Consider the following 15,017-nt stretch of genomic DNA (forward strand, 5'->3'; position numbering starts at 1 on the left):
TATGGCAAAGTCAATAACGTTGCACCTCGCGCCGCTCTCCGCCTGGTTCAGCCGGTTTGCAGCAAACGGTCAATCCAATGAGATCGAACGCGGAATCGATCTTTACAGAAACAGCCATGTCTGGGATTACCACGCTTCGCGCACAGGTATTCATGCGAGTGTTGAGGACCGGCAGCTCGCTTTTTATCAGGTGAACGTGACCTGGCTCAATGAATGGAATCAGGCCGTCGATCCGGAGCGCTTTCTTCCCGACCCTTTGGTTAATCTGACCATGCGCTGCACCTGCACGTCCGTCAATATGCCCTGTGAACACGTCGCGGCGGCGGTCATTTACTGGATCAGCGAACTTGACCGAAAGAACCGGGAACAGCCGTCGATGATCCTTCCTGATGCAGATAAACGGGATTATGACAGAAAACTGGCCTTTTTTCGCAAACTCTCTAAGGAAAAGACTGCGTCTTTTGCCGATTTTGACGCTGACAGCCTTCATTTGCGACCGGACCTTCAGAAAGAAATCAGCCGGATATCCACCCGAGTTATGCGGCAAATCCGCGATTGGGTGAAATAGCCGGAGCGCGTGCCAGCCAGTCAAAATGTGCTGCCTGAAGCGCCGTCTCCGTCGCCGGCAAGGGCAAAGCGCTCCCCGGACCGCTTATTATTTTCTTCTCCGCCAACCCTTGTCCGCGACATGCCTTGAATCCGATAACGTAAAAGCTGCTCAATAAGAGCGTCGATACGGTCCGACCGGTCTTCCGCGGTAATGAGCGTCCCGCCGGCGCCGTCATCCCTCAGCGAGAGGTGATAAGTATCGGCCAGCGCTTTTCTTTCATGAGGCTGAAGTTGCCCTGCCGCAATCCTGATCACGGCCCATTCTTTTTCCCCGGTTTTCTCTACTCTCTCCTCTTCAACCGCAGCTCCGCCAAAATATCCGGAACGGAGCCGGGCAAGTTCCGTCTCACATCCGGAAGCACCCGTCTCAATCGTCGCAACAGCACCGCTATGATTTTCTGCAGCTGTCACCGTCACATTCCCAATTTTAATTTTCCGATCGGAAAGCAGCGGTGCCAGCCGATCGTATAAAGCCGCCAAATTGGAAAAATGCGCACGGATTCTGTTTCTCATCAATTTCCACCTCACTGCTCGTTATTTTTCACCGACAAAATTAAAAAACCTTTTCGCCCTGCACGGCTAAACAGAATAACTGTTATGCAGGGGCGAAAAGGTTCTCTTTTCACGTTCCACCCGGCTTCCCGATGCTCTCGCAAACATCGGCTCGGCGGCTGTATCACGGATGATTCAGTCTTTTTTGTAACAAGTGACAGGCACTTGGCCGGTCTTACTGCGTTCAGACAGGCACTCAGGGGTGGTTCGTCAATGTGCGGACTGCCGGTTTCCACCATTCCCGGCTCTCTTCAAGTCAACGCGGTCATCACAATTCCCCGTCATCACTTTTTCAGTGTGTCATTGTTCAACCTTTTTGAGAGGTTGGAAGTTATGGTAACGCATTTCCAAGCGGCGGTCAAGACTTTTCACATAATTTTTTTGACTTTTTTAATTTTTGGCGGACGGGCGGGCAATTAGCTCGGCAGGTTTAGCCTGTCCTTCCTTACCTCGATCCGCTGTGACTTTTTTTAAAACAAAAATCTCCTTGTTGTCGCCTATTCTTCGGGTTATAATGTCAGTTACATAAAGATATTCGAATTTTTTGCATGAAATGAAAAATAGGATGCCGCGGATTTTTTTTGTTTGTGTACCATTTTATCCGTTTTCATCGGAACCGCGGAGTCTGCAGAATTAACAAAACATCGAGAGAGTGACGGGGAGTGATGGCGTTGGATAAGGTGTCCATCGGCTTGCTTGGCTTCGGGACGGTCGGCACGGGTGTGGTTCGCCTGCTGACTAAAGAAAGAGAAAGGCTTGAAGAACGGACCGGCTGCGCAATTCAACTGGAAAAAGTACTCGTCCGAAACAAGAACAGGCCAAGGAAAGTTCTGATCGACAGCCGAAAATTGACCACTGACGTTTACGAGATCCTCGACAATCCCGGGATCGATATCGTCATTGAACTGATCGGAGGTGTCGACAGGGCATACCGCTACATCCTTCGCGCATTGAAAAATAAAAAGAACGTGATCACGGCAAACAAGGATCTGATGGCGGAGTACGGCGAGGAGCTTCTGCTTGAAGCAAAGAAGAACCGCTGCGATCTCTATTACGAGGCGAGCGTTGCCGGCGGCATCCCGATTCTGCGCGCGCTGACAGACAGTCTTGCGGCGGACCGCATTCAGAAAATGATCGGGATTGTCAACGGGACAACGAATTATATTTTAAGTAAAATGAGTCATGAGGGCCTGTCGTATGAAAAATCCCTAGTTTCCGCCCAAAGGCTCGGTTTCGCCGAGGCGGATCCCACTTCGGATGTTGAAGGGCTGGACGCCGCAAGAAAAATGGTCATTCTCAGCCATCTTGCCTACTCTATTCCCGTCAAAATGGAAGACGTAAAAATCAAAGGCATCACCGATGTTACTCGCGAGGACATCGTCTATGCCCAAAAGCTCGGCTATACGATCAAACTTGTCGGGATAGCCGAAGTCAGCAACGGCGACATCGATGTTCGGGTGGAGCCGACCCTGCTTCCGAACGGGCATCCTCTTGCTTCCGTTGAAAATGAGAATAACGCGATTTATGTGTATGGATCGCTGCTCGGTGAAACGATGTTTTACGGTCCGGGCGCAGGCGAAGGGCCGACGGCGATCTCCGTTGTTTCCGACCTTCTTTCCGTCATCCGGAATATGGCGCTTGGAGTAACCGGGCATCACATTTTTATGCCGAAAAAAGAAATGCATCCCAAAAAAGACAGCCTGATTGAGAGTCAGTTTTTCGTCCGGCTGCATATGAAAGACAAGCCCGGCTCGTTTTCCAAACTGACCGATCTGTTCAAGGAACAGGGAATCAGCCTTGAGAAACTGTATCAGGAACCGATAATCGGACAGGATGTAGCTGAGGTCTCAATCGTCACCCACAGGGCTCATAAAGTCCTCTTTGAAAAGTCGTTTGATATGCTGAAAAAGTTTGAAGTTGTTTTGAATGCCAAATATTTTCGTGTTGAGAGGGGATAAGATTATGGTTTGGAAAGGACTTATGGAAAAATATCAGGACGTTCTGCCCGTTACGGACAAAACGCCGCGTCTCACTTTGCTTGAGGGCAACACACCGCTGATCCCACTGGACCGGCTTTCTGCAGAGCTGGACTGCGATATCCGCGTTAAATTTGAAGGGCTGAATCCGACCGGAAGCTTCAAAGACCGCGGGATGTTCCTCGCCGTCGCCAAAGCAAAAGAAGACGGCAGCAAGGGGGTCATCTGCGCATCGACCGGCAATACGTCGGCATCGGCTGCAGCATACAGCGCGCGGGCCGGAATGGACTGCATCATCGTCATTCCAAAGGGGAAGATCGCGCTTGGCAAACTGGCGCAATCCGTGATGTACGGCGCAAAGATCTTTGAAGTGAACGGCAACTTCGACCAGGCACTGGACATCGTCCGCTATACAGGCGCTCATTCCGACTTCACAATTGTCAATTCGATCAACCCATACCGGCTTGAAGGCCAGAAAACAGGCGCTTACGAAATTGTCGAACAGCTCGGATCCGCTCCGGACATACTTTGCATCCCTGTCGGAAACGCCGGCAATATTTCCGCTTACTGGAAGGGCTTCAAGGAACTGAGGGACAGCAGGCAGATCGCGCCGCCTGAAATTCACGGGTTTGAAGCTGAGGGAGCGGCCGCGATCGTCAAAAACAAAGTCATTGAACACCCGGAAACGATCGCCACTGCCATCCGAATCGGCAATCCCGCCAGTTGGAAGCTGGCGGTCGCTGCGGAGAAAGAGTCCCACGGCGAAATCGATTTTGTTACCGATGAACAGATTATCGATGCTTATAAATTGATCGCTCGGACGGAAGGGGTTTTCGCCGAGCCCGCATCTTGCGCCTCGATCGCCGGCCTGATCAAACATATCAAGGCCGGGAAAATACGAAAGGGATCAAAGATTGTCTGTATCCTGACCGGAAACGGTCTGAAAGATCCGGCAACGGCAATGGACACGCTGTCCATTGAACCAACCGTGATCGGCGCAGAAGAACATGCCGTTGTTGCGCACCTGCAGCAGGTGGCCAAATGAAGCCTCCTGCCTTTCAGATCAGGGTACCGGGTAGTACGGCCAATCTTGGTCCCGGTTTCGATTCAATCGGTCTCGCACTGAACAGATTTCTCGTTCTAAACGCAAAGCGTGCGGACAAATGGCAGTTTCATTATCTTGACCAGCCGGAATTTCATCCACAGCTTGATAACAATCTTATTTATCAAACCGCGAAAAAGCTGGCTGAGAGCCGCCAGGGCAAATTGCCGCCCTACTCGGTCGATGTACTGAGCGACATTCCGCTCGCGCGAGGTCTGGGCAGCAGCGGCGCGGCAATTATAGCGGGTATTGAGCTTGTCGATCTTCTTCTTGATCTCCGCCTTTCCATCGATGAAAAGGCCTGGATTGCCTGCAGTATCGAGGGTCATCCTGACAATGTCACAGCTTCCTTATTTGGCGGACTGGTCGTATCGACACAATCGGAAACCGGAGTACACAGTGCCAGACTTCCCGTTCCGGAATTCGACTTCGTAGCACTCATACCGAATTGTGAACTGAAAACGAGCGATGCCCGCCACGTCCTTCCGCCTTCACTCACCTTCAGAGATGCCATAGAAGGCAGCAGCGTCGCCAACGTGCTGATTTGTGCCCTGCTCACCAATGACGGAGAGCTTGCCGGAAAAATGATGGAAAGCGACCGCTTTCATCAGCCCTACAGGGCCCCGCTGATCCCAAATTTGGACAAGATCTCGCAGATGGCACGTGAAGCGGGTGCATACGGAACCTTTCTGAGCGGGGCGGGGCCTACGCTCATGTCTCTTGCGCCAAAAATAAAAAGCGCAGCCGTTCAGGCCAGCCTGCAGTCCGCTTTTCCGGAAGACGAGTGCGCTATTCTCAGTCCGGTCGGCGAAGGCGTGCAAGTCAGCATCTCTTCCCTGAGCTGATGGAACCCGCAGCTTAAGATACGTCCTACATAAAAGCCTCCCTTTTTGCTTAAACTAATGCAAAAAGGAGGCTTTTTTTGTGAGAGTAAAAATCGGATGGGGCTTCATCTTTTTTTTCGCTGTTCTTCTTGGCGTCTTGTACGTGATCTTTTTTTTCATTCGTTCTCAATAATCCGTTCTATCCCTGCTCCATCCATAAAGCAGCAAAAAGTCGGATGATTTTTTTGCAAACGATTGCATAATAGTGGTTGATTCAATCAGCCCTGCACCAATGCATCTTCCATTTGACTGACCGGCTTCAACTTTTTCTGCTGCTTCCTCTTCATGACATTGACAAACAAGGCGTCAATTAATGTCAACTGAGCTGCGCGCGCGACAAATGATTCCGATCTGAAGTCCGTCGCGACGGAAACCGTGTGAAGTGTCACATCCACAAAATCAGCGAGAGCGGATTTCATAAAACCGGTCAGTCCGATGGTCGGGCACCCCTTTGCTTTTGCCGCCCTGGCAACCTGAAGAAGATGCTTGTCGGCAGCCGAATAAGAAATGAATAACGCCGCATCCCGTTCCGTCAGCTGAGAAGCCGAAAGCAGTTGAAATTCTCCGTCGCTTGGCGCATACGTCAGAACCCCCGCCCGGACAAATTTATGATGGGCATCCTGTGCAATCATCGACGAACCGCTGCTTCCAAAAAAGGCGATTTTTTCCGACCGGCTCATCAGCTCGACAGCCTTCTTGAAGGAAGCACTGTTCAATATCTGGAACGTGTTCTGCAATGTGCGCACATTAGCCTGAAAGACGCTTTCCGCAAGGCTCATCGTCTCGTCTTCAGGATACTTTTTTGCCGTCTGCTCAAGGCGCTGATTTTGTGCGATATCCGCAGCAAGCACAATTTTCATTTCCTGAAATCCCTTGAACTCCAAACGTCTGCAAAAACGAAAAACGGTCGCATCAGCTACCTTGAGCCTGGCCGAAACCTGATTGATACTGCTATGGATTGTTTCTTCAGGATGATTTAAAATATAATCTGCAATAATTCTCTCCTTCTCGCTTAAGTGCGGGTAGGCAGACTGAATCCGTATCGTGCATTGGTGTTCCGTCACTTTACTTCCCCTCCCTCTCTTATGTATTTATTGTACATCAAACGCTTTCATTTGAAAATAATTTTCTGTAAACGCTTGCTTGGTTTAAAGAAAAATTGGTTCTGTTAGTTGATCAATCCCCAGACTCATAAATAAGGCAGCATGACGGCTGATAAGTTCCGCCCGATGATCGATTAACTCCGGCGACTGATAAAATCTGCAGAACGACCGATAAATCCCTTGCGACGACCGATAAATCTGCAGAACGACCGATTAATCCTTTGCGACGACCGATATAATCTGCAGAACGATCGATTAATCCCTCCGGAGGCCGTGCCTCACAAGAAATGATCGCGGACGATCTATAGAAGCTGACGTTTCACTCCGATACAACATTCTCGCTCCAGTGCAAGCATCCGTTTTTAGCAATAAACAATGCCGCGCGATGGATCAGCCGCACGGCATTGTCTTAAGCAGCGGACGGTCTTCAAGGCAGGTCCGCTGCTTTCTATTGTTTTTACGTAATCAGGAAAAGACAACTGGTTTCAGCGCGTCCATGAAGGTGTCGAACTGCGGGAAGTCCATCTGCTGCTGTGAATCGGAAAGCGCGACCGCCGGATCCGGATGTACCTCTGCCATAACCATATCCGCGCCGATCGCGATCGCTGCTTTTGCAGCGGGAATCATGATGTCGCGGCGGCCGGTTGAATGCGTCACGTCCACGGCAACGGGCAAGTGGGTTTCCTGTTTCAGAATCGGCACGGCGGTTATATCAAGCGTGTTGCGTGTCGCCCGTTCGTACGTCCGTATACCGCGCTCGCACAAAATGACCTGATCATTCCCCTGCGACAGAATATACTCTGCAGCATACTTGAATTCTTCAATGGTCGCGGCGAGTCCGCGCTTTAAGAGCACCGGTTTCTTCACCCGTCCGACAGCCTTGAGAAGATTAAAATTCTGCATGTTTCGTGCTCCAACCTGAATGACGTCGACGTACTTCAGACTCATCTCGACGTCCTCAGGCGCCATAATCTCGCTGATGACGGACAAACCGAACTCGTCGGCTACCTTTCTCAGAATTTTCAATCCTTCTTCACCCAGGCCCTGGAAATCATAGGGTGAAGTTCGGGGCTTAAACGCGCCGCCGCGCAAAAGTGTCAGGCCATGTCTTTTGATCTCTCTTGCTGTTGCACGGACCTGTTCCTCACTTTCAACCGAACATGGACCGGCGACAAAATACTTGTTTCCATCGCCGATTTTCTGCCCGCGGATATCGACAATTGTGTCTTGCGGGTGGCGTTTCCGCGAAACAAGCAGCATTTCGCTGTTGTCGCTTTCCTGAAGCTGCAGGCTGATCTTGAAGATCTGTTTAAACAGATGCTGCAATGTTTCTGTCGAAAACGGCCCCTGATTGTTTGCCGCTACCCGGTCAAGCAGTTCCCTTTCCCGAACGGGATCATACTTTATCGTCCCCTGTTTTTCCTTTTCTTTTCCGATTTCTTCAACAATGACCGCGCGGCGATTGAGCAGATCCAGCAGCTGCATGTCGAGCCCGTCAATCTGCGTTCGCAGCTCCTCGAGGCGATGATTTGTCATTTTCTTATCCTCCCAGTTTATTGTTATCCTTTTCTCTCTTATCAAATTTTAGGACAGTGATTAATATCAAAAGATAGTCGATTTTACGGAAAAAGTCAACGTTTATATTTTCACAATTTAACAGGTTTATGCTTAAAATCGCTAAAGCGAGTATGTTTCTGAATTTAAATCAGCTTTTTGTCTTGTTTTCTATACTATATGTCACAGCTATTTCTTCGGTTGCGCCCGACGGCTTGCCAGTCGGCAAGTTTTCTTTACACAATTTCTAATTAAAAAATCAGAGGAATTTAGTGTTAGGGGCCGAACATAACGCCACTTCCTGTAGCATGTTCGGCACTTGGCCCTCCTAGCCGTCGCAACTAAGCCTCTGGCTGCGCCTGACGGCAAGTTTTCTTTACACAATTTCTAATTAAAAAATTAGAGGGATTTAGTGTAAGGGCAACTAAGCCTCTGGCTGCGCCCGACGGCTTGCCAGTCGGCAGTTTTCTTTACACAATTTCTAATTAAAAATCAGAGGAATTTAGTGTTAGGGCAACTAAGCCTCTGGCTGCGCCTGACGGCTTGCCAGTCGGCAAGTTTTCTTTACATTTTTCATAGTATTCTGCGGGCCGAAATTGGGCTTTACTTTTTTAAAATTACATGATAAAACTTAGATAACAAAATGATGAAGCTGTTTGGCGATAAAAGGTTGTCAGTAGAACTTTGCCCGCTTAACAAAGAGAGCCGGTGTATGGTGGGAGCCGGCAGCAGGCACTGTTTGAATTTCATTCCTTTTCGAGACGGTTTAATAATCGGAATCTTTTAAGCGGCGAACCCGCCGACGGACAATCTGCGTCACAAATTGTCAACCGGCAGGCTTAGTAGAGTGATTCTCATTTATTTTTGTTCTCACGCTTCTTTTTCCAACGCGGCCCCCCGCCGCAAGTAAAAAAAGACGGTTCCGGCCGTTACCCCGGCAAAGCGGCGAATGACTGATTTCGCAAAATGGGTGGTACCGCGCAATAGACGTCCCTGCTTCGGCAGGGCTATTTTTATATCCGGAAACGCGCCTCCCCTCCCCGCTTTTCAGCAATTTACTATGAATCTTACTTATTTTTTATCCTCAGAGAAGGAGTGTTTCAGATGTTCAAAGAAAATCTGGCCAACTTGAGAGCCTACAGTCCTGGTCCGTCTGTCGAGGAGATAAAACGTACGTATGGACTGAAGCGTCTTGTCAAGCTTGATTCCAATGAAAATGTGTACGGGGCTTCTCCCAAAGTTGGCGAAGCAATCGCCCAGGCCGCGCTTCTTCCCGCTCTCTATCCGGACTGCAGGGATCAGGATGTCCGGAGCGAACTGTCGTGGATGCTGAACGTTCGGGAAGAACAATTTCTTTTTGGCAGCGGGCTTGATGAGATCATTGTCCTGATCAGCCGGACTTTTCTTGCATCCGGCGACAATATTGTCATGGCATGGCCGACTTTTTATGAATATTACTGTCACGCGCAAATCGAAGGGGCAGAGCCAAAGAAAGTCCCATGTGACGCTGACGGGAGGCATGACCTCAGTGGCATGCTGGCCGCTGTTGACGAAGCGACAAAAGTAGTCTGGATCTGCAATCCGAATAATCCTACAGGAACTTATATCAATGATCGCGAGCTGGCCGACTTCGTCGAAAAGGTGCCGGAGGACGTGGTCATCGTTCTTGACGAGGCTTACATCGATTTCGTTACCGCCGGAGACTTCCCCCGTTCACTCGACTTGCTTAAGGATCATCCGAACATTGTTGTGCTCAGGACTTTCTCAAAATCGTTTGGTCTGGCTTCTTTCCGGATCGGCTATGCGATCGGTCAATCGCGGCTGATCGACGAAATCGACAAAGTCCGGCCGCCCTTCAATAATCCGCGGCTCAGCCAGGTAGCCGCTTTTGCTGCTTTGCAGGATATCGATTTTATGAAGGACTGCACGCGGAAGAATCAGGAAGTTCTCGCAATGACGACCGCTTTTCTTGATGATCGGAAAATTCCCTACTATCCGACACAGACAAACTTTATCTATATCAAAGCAGGCGACCCTAAAGGCGTTGCCGAACAGTGCAAGAAAAAGGGATTTCTGATTAATCCGTTTCAGGATGGTGTTCGGATTACAATCGGAAAAATGGATGATATGAAGGAACTGCTTGCCGTTCTGGAGACGGCGCTATCCGAAACATCTTCCAAACCAAGCATCTGATTTTCAGCGTTTCAAGCGCCCTATGAACGGTATTTCTTTCGCCTTTCAGAAAATAGAAAAATATTTTTCTTTACAAAATAGTATTTAGCTGTTACAATTTGTTCACAATCACTTCTTGAATTATCGCATAAAATGTCATGATGAAGACAAGAGACGGTGGAAACAAGCAGACAGAGAGCCGGCGTTCGCTGTGAACCGGTGCTGTTTCCATCGTTTTAGCCCTTCGGAACAGACTGGCTGAACACCTGAGTAGGCCTTTCCGGTTTAAAAACCGTTATCAAATCATTGAGACTGCCGAAAGCAGAATGTCTGCCGCGCAGTGAATGAGGGTGGCACCACGGATATCAACGTCCCTCGCAGTATGAATCTCATGCTGCGGGGGACGTTTTTATTTATTAAAATACAGAGAAACAGAAAGGATGAGCAATTTGTTTTTAGATCAGACTTACTTGTTTACTCCAGGTCCGACCCCGATTCCGAATCGTGTCAACGCTGCAATGGCGCAGCCGATGATCGGGCACCGCAGCCCCGATTTTTCCGTACTGATTGAAGATGTTGCTACCCGGCTCAAACCCGTATTCGGAACGAAACATCCTGTTTACGCTCTGACAAGCAGCGGCACCTCCGCTCTTGAAGCCGCAGTCGTCAATTCGGTCACAGAAGGCGATCACGCTGTTGTCATTGTTGCCGGATCCTTCGGCGACCGTCTGGCTTCCATTGCCGAAAACTACGGTGTGAATGTCGAACGTCTGAATATCGAGTGGGGAAAGTCCTGTTCGCCGGAACAGTTGGAAGAATTCTTGAACGGACTTTCCGGCGCGCCGATCAAAGCGGTTTTCGCAACCTTCAATGAAACGTCCACAGGCGTTCTGAATCCGATCGGTGCGCTTGGCGAAGTGGTCAGACGCCTGACAGATGCGCTCTTTATTGTCGACGGGGTCAGCTGCATCGGTGGGGTTCCGGTTGACATGGAAGCCGACCACATCGATATTCTGGTCACCAGTTCTCAGAAAGCCCTGATGCTCCCCCCCGGTCTCGCTTTCGTTGCTTTCAGCGATAAAGGCCTTGATGCCATAAAAAATTGCCCTACGAAACGCTTTTATCTCGATCTCAACCGCTATGTGAAAGCTTATAACGAGCAAAAATCGACGCCGTTTACCCCGGCTGTCTCGCTAATCGCCGGCGCCAGGGAAGTGTGCGCCATGATCGAAGAAGAAGGATGGGAAAATGTCATCAGGCGCCACAATTTGCTGAGGGACATGATGCGCGCAGGAATCAGAGAACTTGGCCTTCCTCTCTTAACCAGTGACGCGGATGCCTCTCCGACCGTTACGGCGGTTAAGCCCGACGCCTTATCCGCCCCTGATATTCAGAAGGCGTTGAAGAAAGATTTTTCGATCACCATTGCGGGCGGCCAGAAAGATCTGAAAGGAAAGATTTTCCGAATCGGTCATATGGGCTACTGCACACCGTTTGATGTCATCAAGGTGCTGACTGCCCTCGAACTGACGCTTGTAAAATTCGGACAAGAACCGCGGTTTGGTGCTGCGGTGAGAAAGGCTGAGGAGGTCTGGAGCCAAAATGTTTAAGGTTATTGTTACTGATCCAATCAGCGAAACGGGGCTTCAGGCGCTCCACGCCCACCAGGAATTTGATGTGGAGCAGCGGACGAACCTGACTCCCGATGAACTGATTGATAAGATAAAAGACTATGATGCACTGATTGTCCGCAGCCAGACACAGGTTACAAGAGAAGTGATTCAGGCGGCGGATCGACTGAAAGTCATCGCTCGCGCCGGGGTCGGGGTTGACAACATCAACATTGATGCTGCAACAGAAAAAGGGATCATCGTGATCAATGCTCCGGCCGGAAACACAATTGCCGCAACGGAACACACACTCGCCATGATGCTCTCGCTTGCCCGCAACATCCCGCAGGCCTACGGTTCTCTGACCTCCGGACGCTGGGACCGCAAACATTTTAAAGGCGTCGAGCTCTACCAGAAAACACTGGGCGTCGTTGGCATGGGCCGCATCGGAACAGAAGTGGCCAAGCGTGCGAAAGGTTTCCAAATGAATATCCTCGGTTACGATCCCTTTCTCACCGAGGATCGCGCGAAAAAGCTCGGCATTATTAAGGCCAGCCTTGACGAGATTGCAGAAAAGGCCGACTTCATTACTGTGCACACTCCTTTAACCGCCGAAACACGCGGATTGATTGACGCCGCTTACCTTGCGAAAACGAAGAAGGGCGTGCGCCTGGTCAACTGCGCGCGCGGCGGTATCATCGACGAGCAGGCGCTTGTCGACGCAGTAAACAGCGGACATGTGGCCGGAGCGGCGATCGATGTCTTTGAACACGAACCGCCGGAAAACACAGGGCTGACAAACAATCCGAATATTATTGTGACGCCTCATCTCGGTGCCTCAACGGAAGAAGCGCAGGAGAAAGTGGCTCAGTCCGTCAGCGAAGAAATCGTCGAAATCTTTACAACGGGCGCTGTACAGCACGCCATCAATCTTCCGCACATTTCTGCTACTGTTCAGCAGAAAATCAAGCCGTATCTTGTCTTGAGCGAACAGATGGCCGAGCTTCTGATGCAGATTTTCCAGAAAGCTCCTGAAAAAATCAAAATCAACTATTTCGGCGAACTCTTTCTCGAAGACACCGGGCTTCTGACGCGGCAGATGATCAAGGCGCTTCTCTCCTATTACCTCGATACGGCCATCAACATCGTTAATGTGATGCAGGTCCTGAAGGCGCACAGTCTTTCATACAGTGTTCAAAAAAATGCGGCTCATAAAGGATTCACCAACTTTATCGAACTGGAGATCAGCCACGGAGATGAAAAAGCAACGATCGGCTGCACCTATCTGCCGGGATTCGGCGGACGCATCGTCTCAATCAACGGCTACAGGCTCGATATGGAACCTGAAGAGTATCTGCTGTATATCCGGCATGTCGACGTGCCGGGCATGATCGGCAATGTCGGCTCTCTGCTTGGAAAAAGCCATATCAACATCGGCAGCATGTACGTCGGCCGGCAGGCAATCGGCGGAGAAGCCATCATGATTCTCACCGTTGATAAGCCTATGCCGGAAACAGCACGGAAAGAAATTCTGGAGCTTCCTGATCTCCATGACGTACAGTTTGTCAAATTGAACGTCCCTGAAGACGAGAACTGAACGATTTTCAGGCTCGGGCAGAAAACAGTTTGTTTGAGCCTGCCTGAGTTGAATAGCCCGGATTCCTCTGAAACACAATCAGCAAGGTGAAAAAACATCCTCTTCGATTTCAGAAAAACGAAGAGGATGTTTTTTCTTTCCAATTGATTCTTTATGATCATTGACAATAAAGTTTATCGAACAAAAACGGCTGCCTGAAAGTTTATTCTGCGACCGCAGACGGCTGACGCGCAGCAGCTTGGTGTAAAATATCGCCCGTCACAGAATTATATCGCCGCCCACAGAATTATATCGCCGCCCGCAGAATTATATCGCCGCCCGCAGAATTATATCGCCGCTCACAGAATTATATCGCTCCTCGCAGAATTATATCGCCGCTCACAGAATTATATCGCCGCTCACAGAAATATATCGCTCCTCGCAGAATTATATCGCCCGTCACAGAATTATATCCCCGCTCACAGAATTATATCGCCGCTCACAGAAATATATCGCCGCCCGCAGAATTATATCGCCGCCCGCAGAATTATATCGCCGCCCGCAGAATTATATCGCTGCTCACAGAAATATATCGCTCCTCGCAGAATTATATCGCCGGCGCGGGCTGGATTTCTTTTGAAACTAATCCCCGGAATTTTGAACGTCAAAAAAGGATCAGTTTTATCGCAACTGACCCTTTTTCTTATGTCTTATTTTTCTCTCAGGCCCAGTACTAAGTCTTTAACTTCTGCAACTGAATCAAGAATATAGTCTGCGCCGTGCGCTTCCAGTTCGCCGCGGGCTTTTCCCCCCGAGAGCCCTGTCAGGACGCCGGCGAACCGGCAGCCGAGCTGCTTAGCCGCGAGCAGGTCGGCGAGCGAGTCGCCGACGATCAGCGTTTCGCTGCCATTCGGCAATTTTTCGGGTTCGCGCGCCGTCCATCGTCTGACTTCGCTGTCTTTTCCATGGAACGACAGCAGATAGGTGAACGGATGAGGTTTGGCAAGGGGAGCGGCATCATATTTTTTTTCAGCCGCGAGTACATCATCCGCCGTCACGATATGGTTATCGTCGAGCGTTTCCAGCCAGTGCAGATAACCGAACGGTTTGTACGTCTCAAGACGCGGACGGCCAGTAGCGATTCCGACACTGAGACCATTGTCATTAAACTTCAGAAACATTTCCCGGATAAAGTTTGGTTCCGCCAAGGTCACTTCTTCATTCAGAAAGCCCTTCTTCCCGGGCTGTACAGACGGTTCTCCGGTCGATGTCAGGATGTTCTCGTCACCGACGTACCATTCCTGTGACGCATGCTCGCCGATGTGCCAGAAAGTGCTCTTCGGTTTGAACACATCCGTTTTAATGCCCAGTCTTTTTTCAGCGATCTCATTAAGATAGAGGATCAGCCCTTGTTTTGTTGCCTTCGTTCCGGAGAAATCAGTTAAGAAACGCTCGAAATCCGGTTCAACGGGGTGAATTTTGAACCACTCCTTGAATGTGCCAAGCGTCTCCCGGTCGATCGGTTTCTGAAGCAGCGCCCCCGCTTCATGGCGGATCTCATCCGGCAGTTGCGCCGTCATATGAATCAGCTGTTCGGACAGCGTCATATAAATCATATCCCAGTTTGCGTTCATGCCGCGGGATTTCATAAAATTCAGCACATCATCGTTTTCAAAAACTTTAGTCCGGATTTCAGCGATTTCCTCGTCGCTGTAAGCCGTCCTGAATGTCTTTTCCCCGCTCAGGCCGAGATAATTCGCACTCATCAAAATTTCCCATACAGTGAGCGCCGATGCATCAAAATAGCGTTCCTCGCTCAGGAAAACACCATCCACATCGAACAAAACCGTCTTAATCATTCCTTCACCGATCCCCTCGT

The 15,017-nt window shown here is 49.9% G+C and carries 11 protein-coding genes; 7 read left to right on the forward strand and 4 right to left on the reverse strand.

The genetic code is table 11. The features are described from left to right. Position 1 precedes the first annotated feature (1 nt). Positions 2-568 (forward strand): hypothetical protein, encoded by a 567-nt coding sequence (locus IEX81_RS08580; RefSeq protein ID WP_188802666.1) that lies wholly within the window; start codon positions 2-4, stop codon positions 566-568. Between the two features lie 20 nt (positions 569-588). Here the strand turns inward: IEX81_RS08580 and IEX81_RS08585 are convergent, their stop codons facing one another. Further along, positions 589-1,122 carry a hypothetical protein gene (locus IEX81_RS08585; protein WP_188802667.1) on the reverse strand — a complete coding sequence of 178 codons (534 nt, stop codon included), beginning with the start codon at positions 1,120-1,122 and terminating at the stop codon, positions 589-591. A gap of 710 nt (positions 1,123-1,832) precedes the next feature. Between IEX81_RS08585 and IEX81_RS08590 the strand changes: the two genes are divergently transcribed. The 3 genes from IEX81_RS08590 to thrB are packed head-to-tail and all read left to right on the forward strand — an operon-like array spanning position 1,833 to position 5,084. Continuing rightward, a complete protein-coding gene (locus IEX81_RS08590) occupies positions 1,833-3,119 on the forward strand; it encodes a homoserine dehydrogenase (protein WP_188802668.1) in 1,287 nt (428 codons plus the stop codon). Between the two features lie 4 nt (positions 3,120-3,123). Beyond that, complete coding sequence (gene thrC, locus IEX81_RS08595) at positions 3,124-4,182, forward strand: threonine synthase (protein ID WP_188802669.1); 1,059 nt, start codon at positions 3,124-3,126, stop codon at positions 4,180-4,182. Then, the gene (gene thrB / locus IEX81_RS08600) at positions 4,179-5,084 is read left to right on the forward strand and encodes a homoserine kinase (protein WP_188802670.1); all 906 of its coding nucleotides are present in this window, start codon (positions 4,179-4,181) and stop codon (positions 5,082-5,084) included. Before thrC ends, thrB begins: the two co-directional genes overlap by 4 nt. Before the next feature lie 257 nt (positions 5,085-5,341). On the opposite strand, the gene IEX81_RS08605 is transcribed toward thrB, so the two are convergent. Both IEX81_RS08605 and IEX81_RS08610 read right to left on the reverse strand, forming a co-directional pair. Further along, entirely contained in the window at positions 5,342-6,187 is an 846-nt protein-coding gene (locus IEX81_RS08605; RefSeq protein ID WP_188802671.1) for a MurR/RpiR family transcriptional regulator, read from the reverse strand. A gap of 504 nt (positions 6,188-6,691) precedes the next feature. Continuing rightward, the gene (locus tag IEX81_RS08610; protein ID WP_188802672.1) at positions 6,692-7,762 is read right to left on the reverse strand and encodes a bifunctional 3-deoxy-7-phosphoheptulonate synthase/chorismate mutase; all 1,071 of its coding nucleotides are present in this window, start codon (positions 7,760-7,762) and stop codon (positions 6,692-6,694) included. Between the two features lie 1,122 nt (positions 7,763-8,884). On the opposite strand from IEX81_RS08610, the gene hisC reads away from it, so the two are divergent. From hisC to serA, 3 genes are all read left to right on the forward strand, one after another. Continuing rightward, on the forward strand, positions 8,885-9,973 hold the full coding sequence (hisC, locus tag IEX81_RS08615; protein WP_188802673.1) for a histidinol-phosphate transaminase: 1,089 nt from the start codon (positions 8,885-8,887) through the stop codon (positions 9,971-9,973). A gap of 419 nt (positions 9,974-10,392) precedes the next feature. Then, entirely contained in the window at positions 10,393-11,562 is a 1,170-nt protein-coding gene (locus IEX81_RS08620) for a pyridoxal-phosphate-dependent aminotransferase family protein (RefSeq protein WP_188802674.1), read from the forward strand. Continuing rightward, a complete protein-coding gene (gene serA, locus IEX81_RS08625) occupies positions 11,555-13,159 on the forward strand; it encodes a phosphoglycerate dehydrogenase (RefSeq protein ID WP_188802675.1) in 1,605 nt (534 codons plus the stop codon). The genes IEX81_RS08620 and serA overlap by 8 nt, the downstream gene beginning before the upstream one ends. Positions 13,160-13,848: 689 nt before the next feature. Here serA and IEX81_RS08630 read toward each other — a convergent pair. Continuing rightward, the gene (locus IEX81_RS08630; protein WP_188802676.1) at positions 13,849-14,997 is read right to left on the reverse strand and encodes an HAD family hydrolase; all 1,149 of its coding nucleotides are present in this window, start codon (positions 14,995-14,997) and stop codon (positions 13,849-13,851) included. Between the last annotated feature and the right edge of the window lie 20 nt (positions 14,998-15,017).

This window comes from Sporolactobacillus putidus (assembly GCF_014647035.1).
Classification (GTDB): Bacteria; Bacillota; Bacilli; order Bacillales; family Sporolactobacillaceae; genus Sporolactobacillus; species Sporolactobacillus putidus.

What these genes read in the sequence shown, in the direction of transcription:
- IEX81_RS08585 (WP_188802667.1), bottom strand. Translation starts at nt 1,122, where the DNA reads ATGAGAAACAGAATCCGTGCGCATTTTTCCAATTTGGCGGCTTTATAC.
- hisC (WP_188802673.1), top strand. Translation starts at nt 8,885, where the DNA reads ATGTTCAAAGAAAATCTGGCCAACTTGAGAGCCTACAGTCCTGGTCCG.
- thrC (WP_188802669.1), top strand. Translation starts at nt 3,124, where the DNA reads ATGGTTTGGAAAGGACTTATGGAAAAATATCAGGACGTTCTGCCCGTT.
- IEX81_RS08580 (WP_188802666.1), top strand. Translation starts at nt 2, where the DNA reads ATGGCAAAGTCAATAACGTTGCACCTCGCGCCGCTCTCCGCCTGGTTC.
- thrB (WP_188802670.1), top strand. Translation starts at nt 4,179, where the DNA reads ATGAAGCCTCCTGCCTTTCAGATCAGGGTACCGGGTAGTACGGCCAAT.
- IEX81_RS08620 (WP_188802674.1), top strand. Translation starts at nt 10,393, where the DNA reads ATGAGCAATTTGTTTTTAGATCAGACTTACTTGTTTACTCCAGGTCCG.
- IEX81_RS08630 (WP_188802676.1), bottom strand. Translation starts at nt 14,997, where the DNA reads ATGATTAAGACGGTTTTGTTCGATGTGGATGGTGTTTTCCTGAGCGAG.
- serA (WP_188802675.1), top strand. Translation starts at nt 11,555, where the DNA reads ATGTTTAAGGTTATTGTTACTGATCCAATCAGCGAAACGGGGCTTCAG.
- IEX81_RS08610 (WP_188802672.1), bottom strand. Translation starts at nt 7,762, where the DNA reads ATGACAAATCATCGCCTCGAGGAGCTGCGAACGCAGATTGACGGGCTC.